Here is a 25589-nt window from a genome sequence, read left to right on the forward strand (position 1 = left end):
GGCCCGTGCCACCCGGCGCGGGCCGGGCGGGCGGGGGCGCCGCGGGGCGGGCGCCAAGCCCGTCAGCCCGGTACCGAGGTCCGGGCGCGGGACGGGAACAGCCGGACGAGACCGGCCGCGAGCACGACCGCCGCGGGCACCGCGAGCACCAGCGCCGGCCGCACCGGGAGGCTCAGCAGCCACGCGCCGAGCACGCCCCCGCCGACCATCGCCAGGATCGACGACAGCCGCCGCAGCTCCACCCCGGCCCCCGAGCCCACCCGGCTGTCGGACGCGAGCGGATGCAGCGCCACGACCAGACCGGTGAGCGCCCGGGTCGCCACCGTGGTGGTCACCCCCGGCAGCGCGACCCGCAGCGCCGTCACGTTCCGCACCCCCATCGCGCAGGCCACCATCGCGATCGCGGCCAGGTGGCGGGCGTCCGCCGGGCCGCCCGTGGTGTCGATGCCCACCCCCCAGATCACCAGGGCCCCCGCCCCCAGCAGCACACCCTCCACCACCAGCGCCGCCTCGAACCAGGGCCGCTCCCGCACGTCGATCGCCGTCTCCACCCGGGACCCGGCGACCGCGCCGAGCGCGAAGCCGGCCAGCGAGACCGCCGAGACGGCGGCGGAGACGCCCGGCGCGCCCCCGAGCGAGAAGCCGAGAAGCAGCAGGCTGCCCGTCTGCACGGCGGCGAACACCGGTCCGAGCGCGAGGAAGGAGACGGCCTCGACCATCCCCGTCGTCACGGTGAGCAGCAGCATCACGGAGGTCAGAAACGCCCCCGGCCTCGGTTTCATACCGGGACGATACGGGCGGCCCCGGCACGCGCGACGGCACTCCCCCGGGGCCTCACCCCACCGGGCGCACCCCCGCCGCACCGGCCCGTCCGGCGGCGTAAATGCCTCGAAGCCCTGCCCGCCGCGCACCTACAGTGACGACGGCATCAACGGTCACGGGGGACGGTCACCATGCGTACGCACTATCCGCGGACCCGGCATCTGCCCTGGTCACCCGGGGCCACACCGGACGATCTGCGCACCGCCGGCCTCGACGGGCTGCGGGGGCGCGAGGTGGTCGTCACCGAGAAGCTCGACGGCGAGAACACCACGCTCTACGCGGACGGGCTGCACGCCCGCTCCCTCGACTCGGCCCACCACCCGTCCCGTACCTGGGTGAAGGCGCTCCAGGGCCGGATCGGTCACACGATCCCCGAGGACTGGCGGATCTGCGGCGAGAACCTCTACGCCCGCCACTCGCTCGCCTACGACGACCTGGACGGGTACTTCTACGGCTTCTCGGTGTGGGACGAACTGGGCTGGTGCCCGGACTGGGACCGCACCGTGCGCTTCCTGCGCGAGCGCGGCATCCCCGTGCCCCGGGTGCTGTGGCGCGGCGTGTTCGACGAACGCGCGCTGCGCGCCCTGCGGCTGGACCTCGGACGCCAGGAGGGCTACGTCGTCCGCACGGCCGACGGCTTCATGGCGGAGGAGTTCGGCGAGCGGGTCGCCAAGTGGGTGCGCCCGGGACATGTGACGACCTCCGCCCACTGGATGCACACGGCCGTCGTGCCCAACGGACTCGGCCCCGGCGCGCCCCTGTGGGCGGTCCGCTCGGGCGCCCCCGGGCCCCGGCGGCCCGGACCGGGAGCCGGAGCAGGGCGGCGACCCCGCGTGGACGTACGCCAGGCCGGACCGGGAGCCGGAGGCGGACGGCGGCCCGGCCGGCACGTGCGCGAGGCCGGACCGGGAGGCGGCCGCCCGGCTGGAGACCGGCGGGGCACTCGGGGACGCCCGGCTGGAGGCCGTGCTCGCCGTGCTCCTGCACCGGGAGCGGCGGGCGCGACTCGCCGCCGGGCTCGCCGGCCGCCTCGGGCTGCCGCAGGCACGGCGGATCGCGGACCTCGTCGGGCTGCACCCGGCGCTCCACCGCCCCCACCCCGACGCCGACCGCCGCTCCGGCCTGCTGCGCCTGTCGCGCGCCGCCGACCTGACGGCCCTGCACGCGGTGGCCCGGGCCACCGCCGAAGGCCCCGAGGCACGCGAACAGGTGGAGTGGTCCGCGCTGCACGCCGAGGAGATCGGCCCGCCGGCCGCCTTCGGCACGGCGTTCGCTGACCTGGACACCGAGACCGCCGCCCGCTGCCGCGCCGAGGCGCACACCGCGTACGCCGACGGACGGATCACCGGCCCCGACGAGGCCGTCGCCGCGACCTGGCGCTGGCGCTCCGGCGACTTCCCCCGGCTGATCCGCACCGTGGGCCCCTCGGGCAGCGGCAAGAGCACCTTCGCCCGCGCCCTCCCGGGCGTCGACACCCGTATCGCCCTGGACGACCTGCGCGCTGCCCGCGGCTCCCGAGCCGACCAGCGCGCCAACGGCGAGGTCCTCCGCGACGCGCTCGCCCGGCTGGACGCCGCGCTCACCGGCCGCGCCACGGTGGTCTGGGACGCCACCTCGCTGGGCCGGCAGCAGCGCTCCCTCGTCGACGCCGTCGCCCGCCGCAGGGACGCGCTGATCACCGACGCGGTCGTCCTCGTCGACGAGGACGAACTGGCGCGGCGCAACGCGCGCCGCGCCCACCCCGTGCCGCCCGCGGTGCTCGCCTCCCAGCTGCGCCGCTTCGGCCCGCCCTACCCGGGCGAGGCGCACCGCACCTGGTACATCGGGGCGAGTGGGACGATCGAGGAGGAGGCGTAGCCATGCGCACCAGCGAGGAGATCTACCACCGGGTCCGCTGGGACGCCCGCTTCGACCCGGCCCGCTTCACCATCGGGGTGATGCAGCGGGGCGCGGCCCCCAAGCGGGTCCCGCTGCCGGCGTTCGTGCCCGGCGGCGAGATCCCCTGGCACCGGGTGCTCTTCTTCGAGGCGGACGGCGAGACGGTATGGGACCGGGCCACCGGCAGCGACCGCATCGACGCCACCGACGCGGGCCGGGTGCGCGAGGCCCGCACGCTGCGCGCCCCCTTCTTCGCCGCCCGCACCCCGTACGTCTTCGACGGCGGGGACTGGGTCCCGGCCCGCGCGCCGCGGGGCGCGGTGCCGCACCCGGCCCGGGTGCGGGTGCTGACCTGGAACACGCTCTGGGACCGCTACGACGCCGACCGCATCGACACCGCCCGGCGCAGGCCGCTGCTGATCGCGGCGCTGCGGGCGGCGGACGCGGACGTGATCGCGCTCCAGGAGGTCGAACCGCGGCTGCTCGCCATGCTCCTCGGCGCGCCGTGGGTGCGCGGGGCGTACACGCTGGGCACCGACCCCGCCGCGCGGGACGTCGACGACTGCGGGCTGCTGCTGCTCAGCCGGCTGCCCGTCCGGGAGGCCGCCTTCCACCGGCTCGGCCCGCACAAGGCGGTGACCGCGCTGGTCGTGGAGACCGGCGGCGAGCCGCTCACCGTCGCGGCGACCCATCTGAGCAGCGACCACTCCGCCGACGGCGCAGCACGCCGTGAGGCCGAACTGGCCCGGCTGGCCGAGGGGTTGGCCCCTCTCGACGGCGACGTCGCCCTGCTGGGCGACTTCAACGACGGCACGGACGGGCCGCAGACGGCGCTCGGTATGCGGGACGCCTGGAGCGAGGCCCACGGCGCCGGCGACACGACCCCGACCTTCGACCCGGCCGCCAACCCGCTCGCCGCGGTCTCCTCGCTGACCGGCCGCGCCTCCCGGCTCGACCGGGTGCTGCTGCGCGGCGAGCGGCCGCGGGTGCGGGAGGCCGCGCTCCTCGGCACCGAACCCGCCCCGGACGGCCCGTACATCTCCGACCACTACGGCGTCCTCTCCGAACTGGACCTCGCCCGGGCGGAGTCGGGTCCGGCGGCGGGGCCGGGCGGGGAGGCGCTCGGGGTCCTCGGCGTACGGCCCACCGTCCGGACGGCGCTGGCCTGGATCCCGCCGCGGGAGACCTGGGCGGCGCTCCAGGAGATCCGCCGGGAGAACGACCCGCAGATCCACCGCTGGCCGCCGCACGTCAATCTGCTCTTCGGCTTCGTGCCCGAGTCGTCCTTCGACGCGGCCCTGCCGCTGATCTCCGCCGCGGTGACCGGTCTGGAGCCGTTCCCGGCGCGGCTGGCGGGGGTGAACTGGTTCGGCCACCGGGAGGGCGCGACGGTGTGGCTGGACCCGGCGGGCGCGGGCGAGGAGCCGTGGGCGGACCTGCACCGGCGGCTGCTGGACCGCTTCCCGGGCTGCCGTGGCCGGCACCCCGGCTTCACCCCGCATCTGAGCCTCGGCCGCACCACCGACCCCCACGCCCTGACCGCCGCCTGCGAGGCCCGCCTCGCCCCGGCCGACACCACCGTCGGCGAGATCGCCCTCCTCTCCCGCCGCGGCGACGAGCCGATGCGCGTCCGCGCGACGGTCGCCCTGGGCACGGGCGAGGTGCGCCGGGCGGAGGAGCCGCCGGACGGGGCGGAGGCGGCCGACGGGGCGGAGGCGGCCGACCGGCCGCCACGCACCACCGACGGACCGGCCGGCGCACCCGGCGGCGAACCCGGCGGGGCGCAGGGCGGGGCCGCCGGCGCGGGGGCCGCCCGCGCGGAGGGGCGGGCCCCTGACGCGGGGGCCGCCCGCGCCGAGTACCAGGCCCGCAACGCGGCTGCCGCCCGCGAGGAGAGGCTGCCCCGCAGCACGGAGGCTGCCCGCGAGGAGTGGCAGGCCCGCGACGCGAGAGCCACCCGCGCGGAGGAGGGGGCGGCCCCAGACACGAGAGCCGCCCGCGCCGAGCACCAGGCCCCCGACGCGCAAGCCGCCCACGCCGAGCACCAAGCCCCCGACGCGCAAGCCGCCCACGCCGAGCACCAAGCCCCCGACGCGCAAGCCGCCCACGCCGAGCACCAAGCCCCCGACGCGCAAGCCGCCCACGCCAAGGACCAAGCCCCCGACGCGGGGGCCGCCCGCGCCGAGGACGGGCAGGTTCGTCGCGTCGTGGCCGGGATCGAAGGGGCACTGCCCGGTGGGGCCGTGCATGTCGTCGGCTCCCGGCGGACGGGGTGCGCGCTGCCCGGGGCGGACCTGGACCTCGTGGTGGCCCTGCCGGGCGGCGCGACGACCGCGGACGTACGGGCGGCGCTCGGGGCCGCCCTCCCCGACGCGACCGGCATCCGCGACGTGACCGGCGCCCGGGTGCCGGGCGTCCGGCTGACCGCCGGCGGGCTGGCGGTGGACCTGGCCGTGGTGGCCACCGGCTCGGCCGACCCGGCCGAGGCCGTCGCCCTCCGTACCGAGCTGGGCGAGGCCCCGGCCGTGGCGCTCAGCGCGGTCAGCGACGCGGACGCCGTGACCGCCGCCGTCGCCGGACGCCGGGCGGCGTTCGCCGCGCTCGCCCGCGAGGTGAAGGCGTGGGCACGGGCCCGCGGCCTGGACTGCGCCCCCTTCGGCGGGCTGCCGGGCATCGCCTGGGCCGTGCTGGCCGCCCGCACCGTGCGCGACACGGACCCCACCGGCACCGACGCCCCGGCCCTGCTGAGCGGCTTCTTCGCCACCTGGGCCGCCTGGGACTGGCGCACACCGGTGGCTCTGACGCCCTCGCCCGAGGACCCCGCCCCCGGCCCCGGCGCCGCGCCCGTCACCGTCCTGACGCCCTCGGCACCCGTGCGCTCCTGCACCGAGCAGGTCACCCCGGGCATGCGCGACCTGCTGACGCAGGAGCTGTACCGCGCCTGGGAGCTGACGGACCCGGGCGGCGCCCCCGCCCGCGAGGAGCTGCACGCCCCGCCGCCGCTGCACCGCAGACACGCGGCCTGGGCGGTGGTGACCGTCGCCCCGGGCGCCGACGCGGGCCGGCTCCGCGGCCGGATGCGGGCCGTCGTCGCCGACCTCGCCGATGCCGCGCCCGCGGCCCACGCCTGGCCCCGCCCGTACTCGGTCTCCCCTGCCCGCTACGCCATCGGCCTCGGCCAGTACCCGCCCGGTGCCGCCCGGCTCGCGGAGATCGCGACGGCACGCCTGCGCGGGCTGGACGGGGTCACCCTGGACCTCGTCGGCGGCGGCGAGGTCCCGAGCCTGCGCTGACCCGCGCCCGGCCTCACCGCCCGGCGTCGGGCGGCGGCCCCTGCTCCCCGGCGACGCCGCCACCCCGCGGACACCACCTCCCCCGCCGACGGCCAGATCCCGGCCCCGCACCGGCCTACCCCGGCTCACCGCCCGGCGCCGGGCGGCCCCTGCCCCGGCAACGCAGCCACCACCCGAGCGGACACGGGCTGCCCGTCAGCGGGGATGTCCCCGACGCGGACGATCGCGGCCCTTGGTTCCTGGCGGGGCCGGCGCCCCCTGCGGACCCCGCCTGCCCGGCTGCGGGCGACGCCACCCCGCGGACACCACCTCCCCCCCGACGGCGAGATCCCGAGCCCGCAGCGACCTACGCCGGCTCACGGCCCGGCGCCCGCCGGCGGCCCCTGCCCACCGGCAGCCACGCCCCCGGGCGCGGACGGCGTGGCGTCGACGTCCCCAGTCAACACCGGAACGCCGCCCACGGCGGCCACCCCGCCCGCCGCCGCGGCGCACCGCCGGGCCAGCTCCCCGAACGCCTCCCCGAGGTCGGGCGGACCGACGACCTCGATGCCGCAGTCGAACCGGGCGATCGTCGCGGCGAGCGCCGCCCAGGACCACGAGCCCATGACCAGCCGGCAGCGGTCCGGGCCGAGCTCCTCGACGAGGGCGTCGTGGGCCCAGGGGGCCACGGCCGAGGCCGGCAGGGCGAGGACGACCTCCCCGCGGCAGGGCCAGTCCCCGGAGCCGGCGGCACCCCGGAACCGGTCGTTCACGAAGGCCGCCACATCGCCGCCGGGCAGCTCGCGCGGGGTGAAGCGCGGCCCCGTCGGCGTACGCGGGGTGATCCGGTCGGCGCGGAAGGTGCGCCAGTCCTCCCGGTCGAGGTCCCAGGCGACGAGGTACCAGCGCCCGCCCCGGGTGACCAGGTGGTGGGGCTGCGTCCGGCGCCGGACGGCGGTCGCGGCCCCGTCACCGGAGGCGTGGTCGAAGCGCAGCTCCTCGCGAGCGTGGACGGCGGCGGCGAGCGTCATGAGCACCCCGGCGTCGACCCGGGCGGCGGGTTCCGGGGACCGTTCCACGGCCGTCACCCGGAGGGTGTCGATCCGGTGCCGCAGCCGCGCGGGCATCACCTGCCGCACGGTGGTCAGCGCGCGGGCCGCGGACTCCTCGATGCCGGCACCGGCGGTGGTCGCGATGCGCAGCGCGACGGCGAGCGCGACGGCCTGGTCGTCGTCGAAGAGCAGCGGCGGCAGCTCGGCCCCCGCGTCCAGCCGGTACCCGCCGTCCGGTCCCTTGAACGCGACGACGGGATAGCCGAGTTCGCGCAGCCGGTCCACGTCTCGGCGCACGGTGCGGGGGCTGACGTCGAGGCGCTCGGCGAGCAGCGCCCCCGGCCAGTCACGGCGGGCCTGGAGCAGCGAGAGCAGGGACAGCAGGCGCGCTGACGTCTTCGGCATGCCTCCATCGTGCCGCGAGAAGAGGACACTTCCTGACCGCCACCCCTGCGACGGTGGTCCCCGTACGCCACCGGGCACGACGTGAGGACCGACCGCCATGACCACCACCGCACCCCACTCCCCCGCCGCGGCCGAGCGGGCCGAACTGCTCGCCGCCCTCGCCACCGCGCGCGCGGCCCTGACCGGCACCGTGCGCGGGCTCGACGACGCGCGGGCGGCGGCGCGGCCCACGGTCAGCGCCCTCTGCCTCGGCGGGCTCGTCAAGCACGTCGCCGCCATGGAGGAGAGCTGGATGCGCTTCGTGACGGACGGGCCCTCGGCCATGGCCCACGAGCTGCCCGAGGGCGTCACCTGGGCCGATCTCGCCGCGGGCACCGCGCGTGAGGTTCCCCGGTGGGCGAGGGACCACGCGGACGGTTTCCGGATGCTGCCCGGCGAGACCCTGGCGGGGATCCTCGCCGGCTACGAGCGGGTCGCCGCCCGGAGCGAGGAGATCGTCGCCGGCGTGCCCGACCTGTCGGCGGCGCACCCGCTGCCCGAGGCCCCCTGGCACGAGCCGGGCGCGGTGCGCAGCGTGCGCGGGGTGCTGGCACATCTCATCGCCGAGACCGCGCAGCACGCGGGGCACGCGGACATCCTGCGCGAGACACTCGACGGGCGGACGTCCGGCTGACCGCGCCATCCCCACCGAAGGGAACCTCATCGTGACGACGCACACCCCGCGGCGCCCCGCGGCCCCCGCGGGGATCGAACGGACCGCTCCCGGCGCTCGCCACCCGCGGGCCGGGGCGGACGGCGGGCCGGCCCGATGACCGTGCTCTCCGCCCGGGCGCTGAACCGCGCCGCGCTCGCCCGCCAGTTGCTGCTCGACCGCTCGGCCCTGACCGCCCCGGAGGCCGTCCGGCACCTGTGCGGCCTCCAGGCGCAGGAGCCGCAGGAGCCGTTCACCGGGCTCTGGTCCCGGCTGCGCGACTTCGCCCCGGCGGACCTCTCCGGCCTGCTGACCGGCCGGCAGGCGGTACGCGTCCATCTGATGCGCCGCACCATGCACCTGGTCGCCGCCGACGACGCCCTCGGCTGGCGTGCCCGCCACGACGCCATGCTGCGCCAGCGGGTCCTCGCCACCTACCGGCGCGAGCTCGACGGGGTCGACCTCGCCGAACTCGCCGCCGCCGGCCGGGCGGTGATGGCCGACGGCGAGCCCCGCACCATGGGCGAAGTCGCCCGGGCCGTCGTGGGCCGCTGGCCCGGGGCAGGTCCGCGCCCGCTGGGCGAGCTGCTGGTGGCGGCGCTGCTGCCCACCGTCCAGCTGCCCCCGCGCGGGCTGTGGCGCACCACGGGCGGAGCGCGCTACCTGCTCCTCGCCTCCTGGCTGGGCCGCGAGCCGGACCCGCCCGCGCCCGACGGCACCGACCCCGTCGGCGAGGAACTCGTGCTGCGCTATCTGGCGGCGTACGGGCCGGCCGCCACCGCCGACCTGCGTGCCTGGTCCGGGCTCGCCGGGCTGCCCGGGGCGGTCGCCGCGCTCCGGCCCCGGCTGGCCTCCTTCCGCGACGAGGCGGGACGCCTGCTGCTCGACCTGCCCGACGCGCCCCGCCCGGACCCGGACACCCCGGCACCGGTGCGCTTCCTGCCGGCGTTCGACAACGCGGTCCTCGGCTACCAGGACCGCAGCCGGATCATCGACGACGAGCACCGCCTGCTCTCGGTCGCCGGGGAGCGTGTCGTACTGGTCGACGGCCGCGTCGCCGCGACGTGGACGGCCGGCGAGGGCACGGTGACCGTGTCCCCGCTCGGCCGCCTCGCCCGCGCCGACCGCGACGCCGTCGAGTCCGAGGGCACCGCGCTGGCGTCGTTCCTCTCCGACGGCGCCGGGGACCGCGTCAGGTTCGCCCCGTCCCCCTGAGCCACCCTGCGCCACCCTCCTGAGCCGCCCCGCGCCACCCGCGCCGCCCCCACCCGGCCCGGCCCCCTCCGCACCGCCCACCGACCGGCGCGGACGGGGCCGGGTCGCCGTCTCCCACGGGCGCTCCTCAGCAGTGCGGCCTTCCCGCCGGCTGTGGCCAACTCCCGCCCCATAGCGCCGCGTTATGGCAAAGCGTTATTACCCGCCGCGTCCGCACGGCCGGAATCCTGGTGCCGCCCGGAAACCCCCGCACGCACGGCCACCCACCGTGCGTCTTCGGAAATGAGGAGCCTTGCGCATATCCAGGATCGTGACCGCTCTCGCGGCCGCCTTTCTCTCCGCCCTCGCGGTGATCCCCACCGCGACCACCGCCACCGCCGCGCCCACCGGCCCCCAGCCCATCATCGGCGGCGGCTACGCGCAGAGCGGCCCCTGGGCCGCCCGCCTGTTCTCCAACGGCAGGGAGACCTGTTCGGCGACGATCATCGCCCCCACCTGGATCCTGACCGCCAAGCACTGCGTCACCGGCGGCGGGCTGTCGTTCCGCATCGGCAGCCTGGACCAGCACAGCGGCGGCACCGTCGCCAACGGCGCCCAGACCTACACCCACAGCTCGGACCTCGCCCTGGTGCGGCTGGACCGTTCGGTCGGCGGCACCTACGCCACCCTCGGCCAGCCCGGCACCGTCCGCGTCGGCCAGAGCGTCCAGGTCTACGGCTGGGGCGCCACCTCGCAGTGCGGCTCCGAGGCCAACTGCCAGTCCCGCTACCTCAAGGTCGCGAACGTGACCGTGTCCAGCGGCTGCACCGACGCCTACGGCGGCTCCGCGATCTGCGCCCGCCGCGGCAACGGCATCACCGCCGGCGGAGACTCCGGCGGCCCGATGATGCTGAACGGCGTCCAGGTCGGCGTCGCCTCCACCAGCGACCGCCAGACCACCACGGCGTACACCAACGTCACCGCCTACCGGTCCTGGATCCAGTCGGTCGCCGGCGTCTGATCCCGGGAACCCGGGGGCACGCCCCCGGCACCCCGCACATGACGAAGGGCCCCGCACCTCCCTTGCGAGAGGTGCGGGGCCCTTCTTGCAGCTCGGTGAGCTACCAGGTCAGACCAACGGGACTTACTTGTTGATCTTGGTGACCTGGCCGGCGCCCACGGTCCGGCCACCCTCACGGATGGCGAACTTCAGGCCCTCTTCCATGGCGACGGGCTGGATCAGCTCGACGGTCATCTGGGTGTTGTCACCCGGCATGACCATCTCGGTGCCCTCGGGGAGGGTCACGACGCCGGTCACGTCCGTGGTACGGAAGTAGAACTGCGGGCGGTAGTTGTTGAAGAACGGGGTGTGACGGCCACCCTCGTCCTTCGACAGGATGTAGGCCTGGGCCTCGAACTCGGTGTGCGGCGTGACCGAACCGGGCTTGATGATGACCTGGCCGCGCTCGACGTCCTCGCGCTTGATGCCACGGAGGAGCAGACCGACGTTCTCACCGGCCTGGCCCTCGTCGAGCAGCTTGCGGAACATCTCGATGCCGGTGACCGTGGTGGTGGTCTTCTCGGTCTTGATACCGACGATGTCGACGGTCTCGTTGACCTTGAGGACACCACGCTCGATGCGGCCGGTGACGACGGTGCCACGACCGGTGATCGTGAAGACGTCCTCGATCGGCATCAGGAACGGCTTGTCGACGTCACGCTCGGGCTGCGGGATCGCCTCGTCGACGGCGGCCATCAGGTTCAGGACCGACTGGCCCCACTCCTTGTCGCCCTCGAGCGCCTTGAGCGCCGAGACCTTGACGACCGGCAGGTCGTCGCCCGGGAACTCGTACTCGGAGAGGAGCTCACGCACCTCGAGCTCGACGAGCTCCAGGATCTCCTCGTCGTCCACCATGTCGGCCTTGTTCAGGGCGACGACGATGTACGGAACGCCGACCTGGCGGGCCAGGAGCACGTGCTCCTTGGTCTGCGGCATCGGGCCGTCGGTGGCGGCGACCACGAGGATGGCGCCGTCCATCTGCGCCGCACCCGTGATCATGTTCTTGATGTAGTCCGCGTGACCGGGGCAGTCGACGTGGGCGTAGTGACGCGACTCGGTCTGGTACTCGACGTGCGCGATGGAGATGGTGATACCGCGCTGGCGCTCCTCGGGAGCCTTGTCGATCTGGTCGAAGGCCGAGGCCTCGTTCAGGTCCGGGTACGCGTCGTGCAGCACCTTGGTAATGGCGGCCGTGAGGGTCGTCTTACCGTGGTCGATGTGACCGATGGTGCCGATGTTGACGTGCGGCTTAGTCCGCTCGAACTTCGCCTTCGCCACTGGGGTCCTCCTGGAGTGGTTCTGAACGCCTTGCTCATCGGCGCCAGGTGATCTTTGCTGGGAAGCCGGCCGCCGGGGACAACCCCTGAAGGTTTCGGGGCGAACCCCGGCGGTCGGTGTCAAGCCTAAAGCGTCAACTCGGGTGAGTTACTCGCCCTTGGCCTTCGCGATGATCTCCTCGGCGACGTTCCGGGGAACCTCGGCGTAGGAGTCGAACTGCATCGAGTAGCTTGCGCGACCCGAGGTCTTGCTGCGGAGGTCTCCGACGTAGCCGAACATCTCCGAGAGGGGCACGAGGCCCTTCACGACGCGAGCGCCGCTGCGCTCCTCCATGGCCTGGATCTGGCCACGGCGGGAGTTGATGTCGCCGATGACCTCACCCATGTAGTCCTCGGGCGTGGTGACCTCGACGGACATCATCGGCTCGAGAAGCACGGGCGAAGCCTTGCGCGCGGCCTCCTTGAAGGCCTGCGAACCGGCGATCTTGAAGGCGAGCTCGGAGGAGTCGACCTCGTGGTAGCCACCGTCGAGAAGAATGACGCGGACGCCCGTCATCTCGTAGCCCGCCAGGATGCCGAACTGCATGGCCTCCTGCGCACCCGCGTCCACCGAGGGGATGTACTCCTTGGGGATGCGGCCACCGGTGACCTTGTTCACGAACTCGTACGAGGCGTCGCCGCCCTCGATCGGCTCGATCGCGATCTGCACCTTGGCGAACTGACCGGTACCACCGGTCTGCTTCTTGTGCGTGTAGTCGTGACGCTCGACGGCCTTGCGGATCGTCTCGCGGTACGCGACCTGCGGCTTGCCGACGTTGGCCTCGACCTTGAACTCGCGACGCATGCGGTCGACGAGGACGTCGAGGTGGAGCTCACCCATACCACCGATGATGGTCTGGCCGGTCTCCTCGTCCGAGTGGACCTGGAAGGAGGGGTCCTCCTCCGCGAGACGCTGGATGGCGACACCCAGCTTCTCCTGGTCACCCTTGGACTTGGGCTCGATCGCGACCTGGATGACCGGCGCCGGGAAGTCCATGGACTCCAGGATCACCGGGTTCTTCTCGTCGCACAGCGTCTCACCGGTGGTGGTCTGCTTCAGGCCCATGACGGCGACGATGTCGCCGGCGCCCACGGCGTCGATCTCCTCACGCTTGTTCGCGTGCATCCGGTAGATCTTGCCGATGCGCTCCTTCTTGCCCTTGACGGAGTTCAGCACCGAGGTGCCGGCCTCCAGGCGACCCGAGTAGACCCGGATGAAGGTGAGCTTGCCGAGGTGCGGGTCGCTCGCGATCTTGAACGCGAGGGCCGACAGGGGCTCGGACTCGGACGGCTTGCGGGTCACGACCTCCTCCGGGTCCTTGACGCCGTGGCCCTCGATGGCCTCGACGTCCAGGGGGGAGGGGAGGTAGCGCACGACGGCGTCGAGCAGGGGCTGGACGCCCTTGTTCTTGAACGCGGTGCCGCAGAACACGGGGGTGACCGTGGTGTCGCCGCCCTTGCCGGACGCGATGGTGATACGACGGATCGCGGCGTACAGCTGCTCCTCGGTGGGCTCCTGGCCCTCCAGGTACAGCTCCATGATCTCTTCGTCGTTCTCCGCGACGGTCTCGACCAGCTTGCCGCGCCACTCCTCGGCGGCCTCGGTGTGCGTGGCCGGGATGTCGACGACGTCGTACATCTCACCCTTGGTGGCCTCGGCGGACCAGACCAGGGCCTTCATGCGGACGAGGTCGACCACGCCCTTGAAGTCGGCCTCGGCGCCGATCGGGAGCTGCATGACGATCGGGGTCGCGCCGAGGCGGTTCACGATCATGTCGACACAGCGGTGGAACTCGGCACCGGTGCGGTCGAGCTTGTTGACGAAGCAGATGCGCGGCACGCCGTAGCGGTCGGCCTGGCGCCACACCGTCTCGGACTGCGGCTCCACACCGGCGACACCGTCGAACACGGTCACGGCGCCGTCGAGGACGCGGAGCGAACGCTCCACCTCGACGGTGAAGTCCACGTGACCGGGGGTGTCGATGATGTTGATGGTGTGGTCGACGTCCTCGAGCGGCCAGTGACAGGTCGTCGCGGCGGACGTGATGGTGATGCCGCGCTCCTGCTCCTGCTCCATCCAGTCCATCGTGGCAGCGCCGTCGTGGACCTCACCGATCTTGTAGCTCACACCGGTGTAGAACAGGATGCGCTCGGTGGTCGTCGTCTTGCCCGCGTCGATGTGGGCCATGATCCCGATGTTGCGGACCTTGGCCAGGTCAAGCGAAGTGGTGGCCATATGGCTCAGTCTTCTCTCGGTCTCGATGGGGGTAGCGACTACCAGCGGTAGTGCGCGAAGGCCTTGTTGGACTCGGCCATCTTGTGCGTGTCCTCACGCTTCTTGACCGAAGCGCCGAGGCCGTTGGAGGCGTCGAGCAGTTCGTTCATGAGGCGCTCGGTCATGGTCTTCTCGCGGCGGGCGCGGGAGTAGCCCACGACCCAGCGCAGCGCGAGGGTGGAGGCGCGGCCCGGCTTGACCTCGATCGGCACCTGGTAGGTGGCGCCACCGACACGGCGGGACTTGACCTCGAGGGACGGCTTGACGTTCTCGAGAGCGCGCTTCAGCGTGATGACCGGGTCGGCGCCGGTCTTCTCGCGAAGACCCTCCATGGCGCCGTAGACGATCCGCTCGGCGGTGGAACGCTTGCCGTTCAGCAGGATCTTGTTGATGAGCGAGGTCACCAGAGGAGAACCGTAGACCGGGTCGATGATGACCGGGCGCTTCGGGGCGGGGCCCTTACGAGGCATTCTTACTTCTCCTTCTTGGCGCCGTAGCGGCTGCGGGCCTGCTTGCGGTTCTTGACGCCCTGGGTGTCCAGGGAACCGCGGATGATCTTGTAGCGAACACCCGGCAGGTCCTTCACACGGCCACCACGCACGAGCACGATGGAGTGCTCCTGCAGGTTGTGTCCCTCACCCGGGATGTAGGCCGTGACCTCGATACCGGAGGTCAGACGCACACGCGCGACCTTACGGAGGGCCGAGTTCGGCTTCTTCGGGGTGGTCGTGAACACACGCGTGCAGACGCCGCGGCGCTGAGGGGAACCCTCGAGTGCGGGCGTCTTGTTCTTCTCGACCTTGTCCTGCCGGCCCTTGCGGACCAGCTGCTGGATCGTAGGCACTACTTCTCCGGTTTCTGTGTGCCGTCTGTGAAACTAACCTGGAACGTCACCGACCCACGCGGTCGGGTGTGTCGGAAGCTGCGGACCTCCGCACAAGGCGGAAACGGCGCAGATCGCGGTGGCCGGTCTCGGACTCGCGGTGCGGTTGAGGACACGCACACGAGCCCAGGCACACCCCAGGCACAAGGTCTGAGCGTACCTACCGCATCGGCATCGGTCAAAACAAATGGCCTCGCGCAGCCGCCCACGGCCTTCGGGCGGCGCCCGCCGCCCCCGGGCGACCCGCTCGGCGCCCCGCCCCCGCCGGCCCGGCGAACGCCGGAGGGCGGCCACCCCCACGGGGTGACCGCCCTCCGGACGTCGCTCACGCCTTACTGGTTGTACGGACCGTAGTCGTAGTCCTCCAGCGGGACGGCCTGGCCGGAGCCGGTGCCGAACGGCGAGTAGTCGATGTCGTCGTAGCCGACGGCCGAGTACATCGCGGCCTTGGCCTCCTCGGTCGGCTCGACCCGGATGTTGCGGTAGCGGGACAGACCCGTACCGGCCGGGATGAGCTTACCGATGATGACGTTCTCCTTGAGGCCGATCAGGGAGTCCGACTTGGCGTTGATCGCCGCGTCGGTCAGGACCCTGGTCGTCTCCTGGAAGGACGCCGCGGACAGCCACGACTCGGTCGCCAGCGAGGCCTTGGTGATACCCATCAGCTGCGGACGGCCGGAGGCGGGGTGACCGCCCTCGGTGACCACACGACGGTTCTCGGTCTCGAAGCGCGAACGCTCGACCAGCTCGCCCGGCAGCAGCTCCGCGTCGCCGGACTCGATGATCGTCACACGGCGCAGCATCTGCCGGATGATGATCTCGATGTGCTTGTCGTGGATCGACACGCCCTGCGAGTTGTAGACCTTCTGGACCTCGCCGACCAGGTGGACCTGGACCGCGCGCTGGCCGAGGATGCGCAGCACGTCGTGCGGGTTGGTCGCACCGAAGGCCAGCGGCTCGCCGACCTGGACGTGGTCGCCCTCGCGGACCTTGAGCTTGGCACGCTTCGAGATCGGGTACGCCGTCTCGTCGCTGCCGTCGTCCGGGGTGACGACGATCTTCTTGGTCTTCTCGGTCTCCTCGATCCGCACGCGGCCGGCGGCCTCGGAGATCGGGGCGACACCCTTCGGGGTACGGGCCTCGAAGAGCTCGACGACACGCGGCAGACCCTGGGTGATGTCGTCACCGGCCACACCACCGGTGTGGAAGGTACGCATCGTCAGCTGGGTACCGGGCTCACCGATGGACTGGGCGGCGATGATGCCGACCGCCTCACCGATGTCGACCAGCTTGCCGGTGGCCAGCGAACGGCCGTAGCAGAAGGCACAGGTGCCGACGGCCGACTCGCAGGTCAGGACCGAGCGGGTCTTGACCTCCTCGACGCCCGCGGCGACCACGGCGTCGATGAGCACGTCACCGAGGTCGACGTTGGCCGGCGCGATGACCTTGCCGTCCACGACGACGTCCTCGGCGAGCATCCGCGCGTACACGGAGGTCTCGACGTCCTCCGCCTTGCGCAGCACGCCGTCGGCGCCCCGCTCGGCGATCCGCAGCTTGAGGCCGCGGTCGGTGCCGCAGTCCTCCTCGCGGATGATGACGTCCTGCGAGACGTCCACCAGACGACGGGTCAGGTAACCCGAGTCGGCGGTACGCAGGGCGGTGTCCGCCAGACCCTTACGGGCACCGTGCGTGGAGATGAAGTACTCCAGCACGGACAGGCCCTCACGGAAGGACGCCTTGATCGGACGCGGGATGGTCTCGTTCTTGGCGTTCGACACCAGACCACGCATACCGGCGATCTGACGCATCTGCATCATGTTTCCACGAGCACCCGAGTTGACCATCATGAAGATGGGGTTGGTCTTCGGGAAGTTCGCGTTCATCGCCTCGGCGACCTCGTTGGTCGCCTTGGTCCAGATCGCGATGAGCTCCTGGGTGCGCTCGTCCTTGGTGATCAGACCGCGCTCGTACTGCTTCTGGACCTTCTCGTCCTGGGCCTCGTAGCCCGCGACGATCTCCTTCTTCGCCTCGGGAACGACGACGTCGGAGATGGCCACGGTGACACCGGAACGGGTCGCCCAGAAGAAGCCGGACGCCTTCAGGTTGTCGAGCGTCGCCGCCACGATGACCTTGGGGTAGCGCTCGGCCAGGTCGTTGACGATCTCGGAGAGCTGCTTCTTGCCCACCGAGTAGTCGACGAACGGGTAGTCCTCGGGCAGCAGCTCGTTGAAGAGCGCACGGCCGAGCGTGGTCTTCAGACGGAAGCTGTCGCCCTGCTGCCAGGTGTTCTCCTCGCCCTCCTCGGGCGCCGGAGGCGTCCAGCCGCGCGGCGGGATGGTGCCCACCGGGAAGCGGATGTCGACCTTCGCCTGGAGCGAGAGCTCGCGGGCGTCGAAGGCCATGATCGCCTCGGCGGTGGAGCCGAAGGACCGGCCCTCGCCGATGACCTCGCGCTCCTCCTCGTCCGTGGTGAGGAAGAAGAGGCCGAGCACCATGTCCTGGGTGGGCATGGTGACCGGACGGCCGTCGGCCGGCTTGAGGATGTTGTTGGAGGACAGCATCAGGATGCGGGCCTCGGCCTGCGCCTCCGCGGAGAGCGGCAGGTGCACGGCCATCTGGTCACCGTCGAAGTCCGCGTTGAACGCGGTGCAGACGAGCGGGTGGATCTGGATGGCCTTGCCCTCGACGAGCTGCGGCTCGAAGGCCTGGATGCCGAGGCGGTGCAGCGTGGGCGCACGGTTCAGCAGCACCGGGTGCTCGGCGATGACCTCTTCGAGGACGTCGTACACCACGGTGCGGCCGCGCTCGACCATGCGCTTGGCCGACTTGATGTTCTGCGCGTGGTTCAGGTCGACCAGGCGCTTCATCACGAACGGCTTGAAGAGCTCCAGCGCCATGGCCTTCGGCAGACCGCACTGGTGCAGCTTGAGCTGCGGGCCGACGACGATGACGGAACGCGCCGAGTAGTCGACTCGCTTGCCGAGCAGGTTCTGACGGAAACGGCCCTGCTTGCCCTTGAGCATGTCGCTCAGGGACTTCAGCGGACGGTTGCCGGGGCCCGTGACCGGGCGGCCGCGGCGGCCGTTGTCGAAGAGGGCGTCGACCGCCTCCTGGAGCATGCGCTTCTCGTTGTTCACGATGATCTCGGGCGCGCCGAGGTCGAGAAGCCGCTTCAGGCGGTTGTTGCGGTTGATGACACGGCGGTACAGGTCGTTCAGGTCGGAGGTCGCGAAGCGGCCACCGTCGAGCTGCACCATCGGACGCAGGTCCGGCGGGATGACCGGGACGCAGTCCAGCACCATGCCCTTGGGGCTGTTGGAGGTCTGCAGGAACGCGGAGACGACCTTGAGGCGCTTGAGCGCACGGGTCTTCTTCTGGCCCTTGCCGGTGCGGATGATCTCGCGGAGGCGCTCGGCCTCCTCGTCGAGGTCGAAGGACTCCAGGCGCTTCTGCAGCGCGGCGGCGCCCATCGAGCCGTCGAAGTAGGTGCCGAAGCGGTCGCGCAGCTCGCGGTAGAGCAGCTCGTCGCCCTCCAGGTCCTGGACCTTGAGGTTCTTGAAGCGGTTCCACACCTCGTCGAGACGGTCGATCTCGCGCTGGGCGCGGTCACGGAGCTGCTTCATCTCGCGCTCGGCGCCCTCGCGCACCTTGCGGCGCACGTCGGCCTTGGCGCCCTCGGCCTCGAGCTCGGCCAGGTCGGTCTCGAGCTTCTTGGCGCGGGCCTCGAGGTCTGCGTCGCGGCGGTTCTCGATCTGCTGGCGCTCGACGGAGACGTGGGCCTCCAGCGACGGCAGGTCGCGCGTACGGCGCTCGTCGTCGACGTACGTGATCATGTAGGCGGCGAAGTAGATGACCTTCTCGAGGTCCTTCGGCGCCAGGTCCAGCAGGTAGCCCAGGCGCGACGGGACGCCCTTGAAGTACCAGATGTGGGTGACGGGAGCGGCCAGCTCGATGTGGCCCATCCGCTCACGGCGCACCTTGGCGCGGGTGACCTCGACGCCACAGCGCTCACAGATGATGCCCTTGAAGCGGACACGCTTGTACTTGCCGCAGTAGCACTCCCAGTCCCGGGTCGGACCGAAGATCTTCTCGCAGAAGAGTCCGTCCTTCTCGGGCTTCAGGGTGCGGTAGTTGATGGTCTCCGGCTTCTTGACCTCGCCGTGGGACCAGGTCCGGATGTCGTCCGCGGTGGCCAGGCCGATCCGCAGCTCGTCGAAGAAGTTGACGTCGAGCACTTTTTCGTCAATCCCTCTTTCGGGGTTGTGCCCTCCGCGTCAGCGGAAAACGGGCTCTGTATCAGTGGTCTGTACGGTCCCGGGGACGGTGGGGGCTCCCTTCCGGGAGCCCCCACCGGGCCCGTCAGACCTCTTCGACGCTGCTCGGCTCGCGCCGGGACAGGTCGATACCGAGCTCCTCCGCGGCGCGGAAGACGTCCTCGTCCGTGTCGCGCATCTCGATGGACATGCCGTCCGAGGACAGCACCTCCACGTTGAGGCAGAGCGACTGCATTTCCTTGATGAGCACCTTGAAGGACTCGGGAATGCCGGGCTCGGGGATGTTCTCGCCCTTGACGATGGCCTCGTAGACCTTCACGCGGCCGGTCACGTCGTCGGACTTGATCGTCAGCAGCTCCTGGAGTGCGTAGGCGGCGCCGTACGCCTCCAGCGCCCACACCTCCATCTCACCGAATCGCTGGCCACCGAACTGGGCCTTACCACCCAGCGGCTGCTGGGTGATCATCGAGTACGGACCGGTCGAACGGGCGTGGAGCTTGTCGTCGACCAGGTGGTGGAGCTTGAGGATGTACATGTACCCGACCGAGATCGGGTCCGGGAACGGCTCGCCGGAGCGGCCGTCGAACAGGCGCGCCTTACCGGTCGGGAGCACCATGCGCTCTCCGTCGCGGTTCGGGATGGTGTGCTGGAGCAGGCCGGCCAGCTCGTCCTCGCGGGCACCGTCGAAGACCGGGGTCGCGACGTTGGTGCCGGCGGCGACGTCGTCCGCGCCGATGGCCTGGAGGCGCTGCGCCCACTCGTCCGCGAGGCCGGAGACGTCCCAGCCGCGGCTGGCGAGCCAGCCGAGGTGGATCTCCAGGACCTGTCCCGGGTTCATTCGGGACGGGACACCCAGCGGGTTGAGGATGATGTCGACCGGGGTGCCGTCCTCCAGGAACGGCATGTCCTCGATCGGCAGGATCTTGGAGATGACGCCCTTGTTGCCGTGGCGGCCGGCGAGCTTGTCACCATCGGTGATCTTGCGCTTCTGGGCCACGTAGACGCGGACCAGCTGGTTGACGCCCGGAGGAAGCTCGTCGCCCTCCTCGCGGTCGAAGACGCGCACGCCGATGACCTTGCCGGTCTCGCCGTGGGGCACCTTCAGCGAGGTGTCGCGGACCTCGCGCGCCTTCTCGCCGAAGATCGCGCGGAGCAGGCGCTCCTCCGGGGTGAGCTCGGTCTCGCCCTTGGGCGTGACCTTGCCGACCAGGATGTCGCCGGCGACGACCTCGGCACCGATCCGGATGATGCCGCGCTCGTCGAGGTCGGCGAGGACCTCCTCGGAGACGTTCGGGATGTCCCGGGTGATCTCCTCGGGGCCCAGCTTGGTGTCACGGGCGTCGACCTCGTGCTCCTCGATGTGGATCGAGGAGAGGACGTCGTCCTGCACGAGGCGCTGCGACAGGATGATCGCGTCCTCGTAGTTGTGGCCCTCCCACGGCATGAACGCCACGAGCAGGTTCTTGCCGAGCGCCATCTCGCCGTTCTCCGTGGCGGGACCGTCGGCGAGGACCTGGCCCTCGATGATCCGGTCGCCCTCGTCGACGACGACCTTCTGGTTGACCGAGGTGCCCTGGTTGGAGCGGGAGAACTTGTGCAGGCGGTACGTGGTGTACGTGCCGTCGTCGTTGGCGATGGTGATGTAGTCCGCGGAGACCTCCTGGACCACACCGTCCTTCTCGGCCTTGAGCACGTCGCCGGCGTCGGTGGCGCAGCGGTACTCCATGCCGGTGCCCACGAGCGGCGCCTCGGACTTGATGAGCGGCACGGCCTGCCTCATCATGTTCGCGCCCATGAGGGCGCGGTTGGCGTCGTCGTGCTCGAGGAACGGGATCATGGCGGTCGCGACCGACACCATCTGGCGCGGCGAGACGTCCATGTAGTCGACGTCCGTGCCGGGCACGTAGTCGACCTCGCCGCCACGGCGGCGGACCAGCACGCGGGACTCGGCGAACCGGAGCTCGTCGGTCAGCGGCGCGTTGGCCTGCGCGATGACGAAGCGGTCCTCCTCGTCGGCGGTGAGGTAGTCGACGTCGTCGCCGACGACACCCTCGACGACCTTGCGGTACGGCGTCTCGATGAAGCCGAACGCGTTGATCCGGCCGTACGAGGCGAGCGAACCGATCAGACCGATGTTCGGGCCTTCGGGCGTCTCGATCGGACACATGCGGCCGTAGTGCGACGGGTGCACGTCACGGACCTCGAAGCCGGCCCGCTCACGGGACAGACCACCCGGGCCGAGGGCGTTGAGACGACGCTTGTGCGTCAGGCCCGACAGCGGGTTGTTCTGGTCCATGAACTGCGAGAGCTGGCTGGTGCCGAAGAACTCCTTGATGGAGGCGACGACCGGCCGGATGTTGATCAGGGTCTGCGGCGTGATCGCCTCGACGTCCTGGGTGGTCATCCGCTCGCGCACGACCCGCTCCATACGGGCGAGACCCGTACGGACCTGGTTCTGGATCAGCTCGCCGACGTTGCGGATGCGGCGGTTGCCGAAGTGGTCGATGTCGTCCGTCTCGACCATGATCGAGCGGCCGGACTCGCCGACCGTCTCGGTCTCACCGGCGTGCAGCTTCACCAGGTACTTGATGGTGGCGATGACGTCGTCGGTGGTGAGCACGCCGGCGTCCAGCGGCTCGTTCGCGCCGAGCTTCTTGTTCACCTTGTAGCGGCCGACCTTCGCGAGGTCGTAGCGCTTCGGGTTGAAGTAGAGGTTCTCGAGCAGCGTCTGAGCGGCCTCGCGGGTGGGCGGCTCGCCCGGGCGCAGCTTGCGGTAGATGTCGAGCAGCGCGTCGTCCTGGCCCTGGGTGTGGTCCTTCTCCAGGGTGGCGCGCATGGACTCGTACTCGCCGAACTCCTCGAGGATCTGCTCGGTCGTCCAGCCGAGCGCCTTGAGCAGGACGGTCACGGACTGCTTGCGCTTGCGGTCGATGCGCACACCGACCATGTCGCGCTTGTCGATCTCCATCTCCAGCCAGGCACCCCGGGACGGGATGATCTTGGCGGTGTAGATGTCCTTGTCGGACGTCTTGTCGATGGAGGAGTCGAAGTAGACACCCGGCGAGCGCACGAGCTGCGACACGACGACACGCTCGGTGCCGTTGATGACGAAGGTGCCCTTGTTGGTCATGAGCGGGAAGTCGCCCATGAAGACCGTCTGGGACTTGATCTCGCCGGTCTCGTTGTTCGTGAACTCGGCGGTGACGAAGAGCGGGGCGGCGAACGTGAAGTCGCGGTCCTTGCACTCGTCGATGGAGTTCTTCGGGGGCTCGAAACGGTGGTCGCGGAAGGTCAGCGACATCGACCCGGAGAAGTCCTCGATCGGGGAGATCTCCTCGAAGATCTCCTCCAGACCGGACTTCGTGGGGACGTCCTGTCCGCTGTCGAGAGCCGCCTCGACACGAGCCTTCCATGCGGCATTGCCGAGCAGCCAGTCGAAGCTCTCGGTCTGGAGCGCAAGGAGGTTCGGAACCTCGAGGGGCTCCTTGATCTTTGCAAAGGAGATGCGCAGCGGGGCAGTGCTGGCGCCGTTGTTCGTATTCGCGGTCGAGGCGTTGCGCGAGGCGGCCAAGAGGGGGTCCTTCCGAGGGCTCGGACTCACTACGCGCGTACCGGTCCCATGCTGTGCGTCGAAAGAAGGCCCAGGTCGGGGCTTGTTTTCGGTCGATGCTCAGGTATGGAGATGCCCCTGGTGACGGGCAGGGGGCAGCTAACAGGCAGCGCAAAGGGTCAGTGTAGCCACATGGCACACTGATGTCCAGTCCCGGTTTTGGGAAGACACGAGACCCTTCGTTGTACTCAACTCCGCGAACCCCATGCGCCGTGAGGCGCACATCGATACTGCCCGTTCGGCCGCCGATCCATGCCTCGGATACGGATCGTTGTGGCGACGCGTCCTGAGAATTGCGCGCTGCGTGCGGTTCGTCAAGGCCCCCTGCCCCCGGGCTGCCGCCAAGGGTCGCCCGCAGGCCACCGGGAGCGGGGCGTCTGCCTGCGGATTCGCTCCGCAGACGGCCATGATCACCCTACCCCGCACAGCGGGAAGAGCAAGGCAGCCTCCACCGGCCCGCCCGCATGCCGAAGGGCGACCACCCGGTTGGATGATCGCCCTTCGGTGTGCGTGCGTTACACACCGGGAGTCGGCGGACTCCCGACGCGCACGCTCAGTGAGTCACGGGGACTCGTGAGGTCACTTGACCTCGACGGAGGCGCCGGCGGCCTTGAGGGACTCGGCAGCCTTCTCCGCGGCCTCCTTGGCGACCTTCTCGAGGACCGGCTTCGGGGTGCCGTCGACGAGGTCCTTGGCCTCCTTCAGACCCAGGGAGGTCAGCTCGCGCACGACCTTGATGACCTGGATCTTCTTCTCGCCGGCGCCGGTGAGGATGACGTCGAACTCGTCCTGCTCCTCGACGGCCTCGGCGGCGGCGGCCGGGCCGGCCGGGGCGGCGGCGACGGCCGCGGCGGCGGTGACGTCGAACTTCTCCTCGAAGGCCTTCACGAACTCGGAGAGCTCGATGAGGGTCATCTCTTCGAACTGCGCGAGCAGGTCGTCCTGGGACAGCTTCGCCATGATGGCGTCCTTCCACTCATTCGGCTGGTGCCGTGTGTACATGTAGGCGGGCGTACATTTCGGCCCGCTGCGACCCGCGCCTAGGCGGCGAGGGTCATTGCGCGAGCCGAATTACTCGGCACCGCCCTGCTCGGCCTGCTTGGCACGAAGCGCCTCCGCGGTGCGGACGAACTTCGAGGGAAGCGCCTGGAAGAGCTGAGCAGTCTGCGTCTGCTTGCCCTTGAAGGCACCCGCCAGCTTGGCGAGCAGAACCTCGCGGGACTCGAGGTCCGCGAGCTTCTTGATCTCATCGGCGGACAGCGCCTTGCCATCAAGGACACCGCCCTTGATGATCAGGTTCGGGTTGTCCTTGGCGAAGTCACGAAGACCCTTCGCCGACTCCACCGGGTCACCGGTGATGAAGGCAACCGCCGTCGGACCAGCGAAGTGGTCGTCGAGCGAGGTGATCCCGGCCTCATTGGCCGCAATCTTGGTCAGCGTGTTCTTCACCACGGCGTACTGGGCGTTCTCACCGAGCGAACGACGCAGCGTCTTGAGCTGCGCCACGGTGAGACCCCGGTACTCGGTCAGCACAGCGGCGTTCGAGCTGCGGAACTGCTCCGCGAGCTCGGCTACCGCGGCAGCCTTGTCGGGCCTTGCCATGAGCGTCGGCCTCCTTCCGGGTGATGAGGACCGCTCAGAAGGGGCTGAACAAAACGAAACGCCCCGGCGCAGGCGCACGGGGCGTAGCTCGACCGGAACGGAAACCGTCCGGGAGCTTTCCACAGTCACCTGCGCGGGTCGTCCGCTCTGAGCGGATCCTTCGGCCACCGGACCCTCGGGAAGGAGAGCACGGCAACGACCAGCGGTCTTTGGCTTCTGTGGAAGAGTACGGGAACGGATCCCCGTCAGGCAAATCCGGTCAACTGCGGCCGCCGGGTCAGGAAGCGGCCGAGTCCGACTGGGCGTCCTGGGCGGCCTCGAGACCCTCGCCGAGCTCACTCAGCATCTCCATCAGGTCGACGGTCTCGCCGGCCGGAGGGGTCTGCACGGTGGCCTTGGCGCCGTAGTCGGAGTACTCGGCCACGATCGTCATGGCGCCCTCGGGGCTGTCCATGCCCACGTTCATCTTGGCCGGGTAGCCGTCGCCGTCGACCCAGACCTCGATGTCGTAGCCCTCGATGCCGGCATTCTCGACGCCCTGCAGCAGGCTCTTGCGCTCCTCCGCGGAGAGCACGTCGAGGGACTCGTTGGCGTCGACCATCTCGGCGACGGTGAGCGAGCCCTTGTAGTGGTCCGTGTCGACGCCGCCGACCTTCTCGGAGCCCACGTGCTTCAGGTTGGGCGAGTCGAGCAGGATGGCGAGCTGGGCGGCCGGGTCCTGGTTCATGTTCTCCAGGCCGCCGGTCATCTGCTTCTGCAGTTCCTTGTCGCCGGACTGCTCGGCTATCGCGCCGATGTCCATCTTCATCCAGCGCTTGCCGTCCATGTCCTTGGCGGCCTCGGCGCCCATGTCCATGTACATCACGTTGTCGACCATGAGCATGCGCATCTGCTCGGGGCCGCCGGGCTCGGTCTGGAACGCCTCGCCCTTCACCGTCATGTCCATCAGCGTCGGGTCCCACCCCATGACGCCCGTCATCTCCATGTCGCCGCCGCCCTCCATGGAGGCCGGCATCTTCATCGTCATCCGCACCTTGGCGGACTTGGCCTCGGAGGTCTTCTCGAACGCGGCCGTCAGGGCCTGGGTGGCCGCCGAACGGTCCTGCGTCTTCGCCTTCGCGGCGGGCGCGTCGGCGGCCTTCTTCTCCTCGCCCTGACAGCCGGCGACACCGGCGATCACCGCGAGAGCCGTGACCGCCACGCCCGCGCGCCTCATGACCGACTTGCTCATTCCCCACCCCTGGTTGTCGTTTGC

General features: G+C 71.2%; 15 protein-coding genes and 1 pseudogene. 5 read left to right on the top strand and 11 right to left on the bottom strand.

Features of this window, described 5'->3' with window-relative positions; genetic code table 11:
* Positions 1-62: 62 nt before the first annotated feature.
* Positions 63-782, bottom strand: a complete 720-nt coding sequence (locus JE024_RS14560; protein ID WP_205373994.1) for a YoaK family protein — start codon at positions 780-782, stop codon at positions 63-65.
* A 171-nt stretch (positions 783-953) separates the two neighbouring features.
* Here JE024_RS14560 and JE024_RS14565 point away from each other — a divergent pair.
* Together JE024_RS14565 and JE024_RS14570 are read left to right on the top strand one after the other, a co-directional pair.
* Positions 954-2679: pseudogene (locus JE024_RS14565) on the top strand (RNA ligase family protein).
* Between the two features lie 2 nt (positions 2680-2681).
* Entirely contained in the window at positions 2682-5993 is a 3312-nt protein-coding gene (locus JE024_RS14570; RefSeq protein WP_205373995.1) for a poly(A) polymerase, read from the top strand.
* Between the two features lie 356 nt (positions 5994-6349).
* Here the strand turns inward: JE024_RS14570 and JE024_RS14575 are convergent, their stop codons facing one another.
* Positions 6350-7429 (bottom strand): helix-turn-helix transcriptional regulator, encoded by a 1080-nt coding sequence (locus JE024_RS14575; RefSeq protein WP_205373996.1) that lies wholly within the window; start codon positions 7427-7429, stop codon positions 6350-6352.
* A gap of 97 nt (positions 7430-7526) precedes the next feature.
* Between JE024_RS14575 and JE024_RS14580 the strand changes: the two genes are divergently transcribed.
* From JE024_RS14580 to JE024_RS14590, 3 genes are all read left to right on the top strand, one after another.
* Positions 7527-8102, top strand: coding sequence for a DinB family protein (locus JE024_RS14580; RefSeq protein WP_205373997.1), 576 nt, complete (start codon positions 7527-7529; stop codon positions 8100-8102).
* A 135-nt stretch (positions 8103-8237) separates the two neighbouring features.
* Positions 8238-9335, top strand: a complete 1098-nt coding sequence (locus JE024_RS14585) for a winged helix DNA-binding domain-containing protein (protein WP_205373998.1) — start codon at positions 8238-8240, stop codon at positions 9333-9335.
* A 292-nt stretch (positions 9336-9627) separates the two neighbouring features.
* The gene (locus JE024_RS14590) at positions 9628-10335 is read left to right on the top strand and encodes a S1 family peptidase (RefSeq protein ID WP_205373999.1); all 708 of its coding nucleotides are present in this window, start codon (positions 9628-9630) and stop codon (positions 10333-10335) included.
* A 123-nt stretch (positions 10336-10458) separates the two neighbouring features.
* Here JE024_RS14590 and tuf read toward each other — a convergent pair whose 3' ends face one another.
* From tuf to JE024_RS14635, 9 genes are all read right to left on the bottom strand, one after another.
* Positions 10459-11652 carry an elongation factor Tu gene (gene tuf, locus JE024_RS14595; RefSeq protein WP_187741868.1) on the bottom strand — a complete coding sequence of 398 codons (1194 nt, stop codon included), beginning with the start codon at positions 11650-11652 and terminating at the stop codon, positions 10459-10461.
* A 147-nt stretch (positions 11653-11799) separates the two neighbouring features.
* Positions 11800-13926 carry an elongation factor G gene (gene fusA / locus JE024_RS14600; RefSeq protein ID WP_205374000.1) on the bottom strand — a complete coding sequence of 709 codons (2127 nt, stop codon included), beginning with the start codon at positions 13924-13926 and terminating at the stop codon, positions 11800-11802.
* 38 nt (positions 13927-13964) lie between these two features.
* The gene (rpsG, locus tag JE024_RS14605) at positions 13965-14435 is read right to left on the bottom strand and encodes a 30S ribosomal protein S7 (protein ID WP_006347241.1); all 471 of its coding nucleotides are present in this window, start codon (positions 14433-14435) and stop codon (positions 13965-13967) included.
* A 2-nt stretch (positions 14436-14437) separates the two neighbouring features.
* On the bottom strand, positions 14438-14809 hold the full coding sequence (gene rpsL, locus JE024_RS14610; protein ID WP_003948652.1) for a 30S ribosomal protein S12: 372 nt from the start codon (positions 14807-14809) through the stop codon (positions 14438-14440).
* Between the two features lie 371 nt (positions 14810-15180).
* Positions 15181-19083: a DNA-directed RNA polymerase subunit beta' gene (locus JE024_RS14615; protein ID WP_205374001.1), complete on the bottom strand. Its 3903-nt coding sequence runs from the start codon at positions 19081-19083 to the stop codon at positions 15181-15183.
* A gap of 124 nt (positions 19084-19207) precedes the next feature.
* Positions 19208-22693 carry a DNA-directed RNA polymerase subunit beta gene (rpoB, locus tag JE024_RS14620; protein ID WP_205374002.1) on the bottom strand — a complete coding sequence of 1162 codons (3486 nt, stop codon included), beginning with the start codon at positions 22691-22693 and terminating at the stop codon, positions 19208-19210.
* 618 nt (positions 22694-23311) lie between these two features.
* Positions 23312-23692: a 50S ribosomal protein L7/L12 gene (gene rplL / locus JE024_RS14625; RefSeq protein WP_187741864.1), complete on the bottom strand. Its 381-nt coding sequence runs from the start codon at positions 23690-23692 to the stop codon at positions 23312-23314.
* Positions 23693-23803: 111 nt separating this feature from the next.
* The gene (gene rplJ, locus JE024_RS14630; RefSeq protein WP_187741863.1) at positions 23804-24334 is read right to left on the bottom strand and encodes a 50S ribosomal protein L10; all 531 of its coding nucleotides are present in this window, start codon (positions 24332-24334) and stop codon (positions 23804-23806) included.
* Between the two features lie 277 nt (positions 24335-24611).
* Entirely contained in the window at positions 24612-25565 is a 954-nt protein-coding gene (locus tag JE024_RS14635; RefSeq protein WP_205374003.1) for an SCO4651 family lipoprotein, read from the bottom strand.
* Positions 25566-25589: the final 24 nt, after the last annotated feature.

It is taken from the genome of Streptomyces zhihengii, assembly GCF_016919245.1.
GTDB classification, from domain to species: domain Bacteria; phylum Actinomycetota; class Actinomycetes; order Streptomycetales; family Streptomycetaceae; genus Streptomyces; species Streptomyces zhihengii.

Excerpts from the sequence above, each read along its gene's own strand:
- JE024_RS14560 (WP_205373994.1), bottom strand. The coding sequence starts at position 782 with ATGAAACCGAGGCCGGGGGCGTTTCTGACCTCCGTGATGCTGCTGCTC.
- JE024_RS14570 (WP_205373995.1), top strand. The coding sequence starts at position 2,682 with ATGCGCACCAGCGAGGAGATCTACCACCGGGTCCGCTGGGACGCCCGC.
- JE024_RS14575 (WP_205373996.1), bottom strand. The coding sequence starts at position 7,429 with ATGCCGAAGACGTCAGCGCGCCTGCTGTCCCTGCTCTCGCTGCTCCAG.
- JE024_RS14580 (WP_205373997.1), top strand. The coding sequence starts at position 7,527 with ATGACCACCACCGCACCCCACTCCCCCGCCGCGGCCGAGCGGGCCGAA.
- JE024_RS14585 (WP_205373998.1), top strand. The coding sequence starts at position 8,238 with ATGACCGTGCTCTCCGCCCGGGCGCTGAACCGCGCCGCGCTCGCCCGC.
- fusA (WP_205374000.1), bottom strand. The coding sequence starts at position 13,926 with ATGGCCACCACTTCGCTTGACCTGGCCAAGGTCCGCAACATCGGGATC.
- rpsG (WP_006347241.1), bottom strand. The coding sequence starts at position 14,435 with ATGCCTCGTAAGGGCCCCGCCCCGAAGCGCCCGGTCATCATCGACCCG.
- rplL (WP_187741864.1), bottom strand. The coding sequence starts at position 23,692 with ATGGCGAAGCTGTCCCAGGACGACCTGCTCGCGCAGTTCGAAGAGATG.
- rplJ (WP_187741863.1), bottom strand. The coding sequence starts at position 24,334 with ATGGCAAGGCCCGACAAGGCTGCCGCGGTAGCCGAGCTCGCGGAGCAG.
- JE024_RS14635 (WP_205374003.1), bottom strand. The coding sequence starts at position 25,565 with ATGAGCAAGTCGGTCATGAGGCGCGCGGGCGTGGCGGTCACGGCTCTC.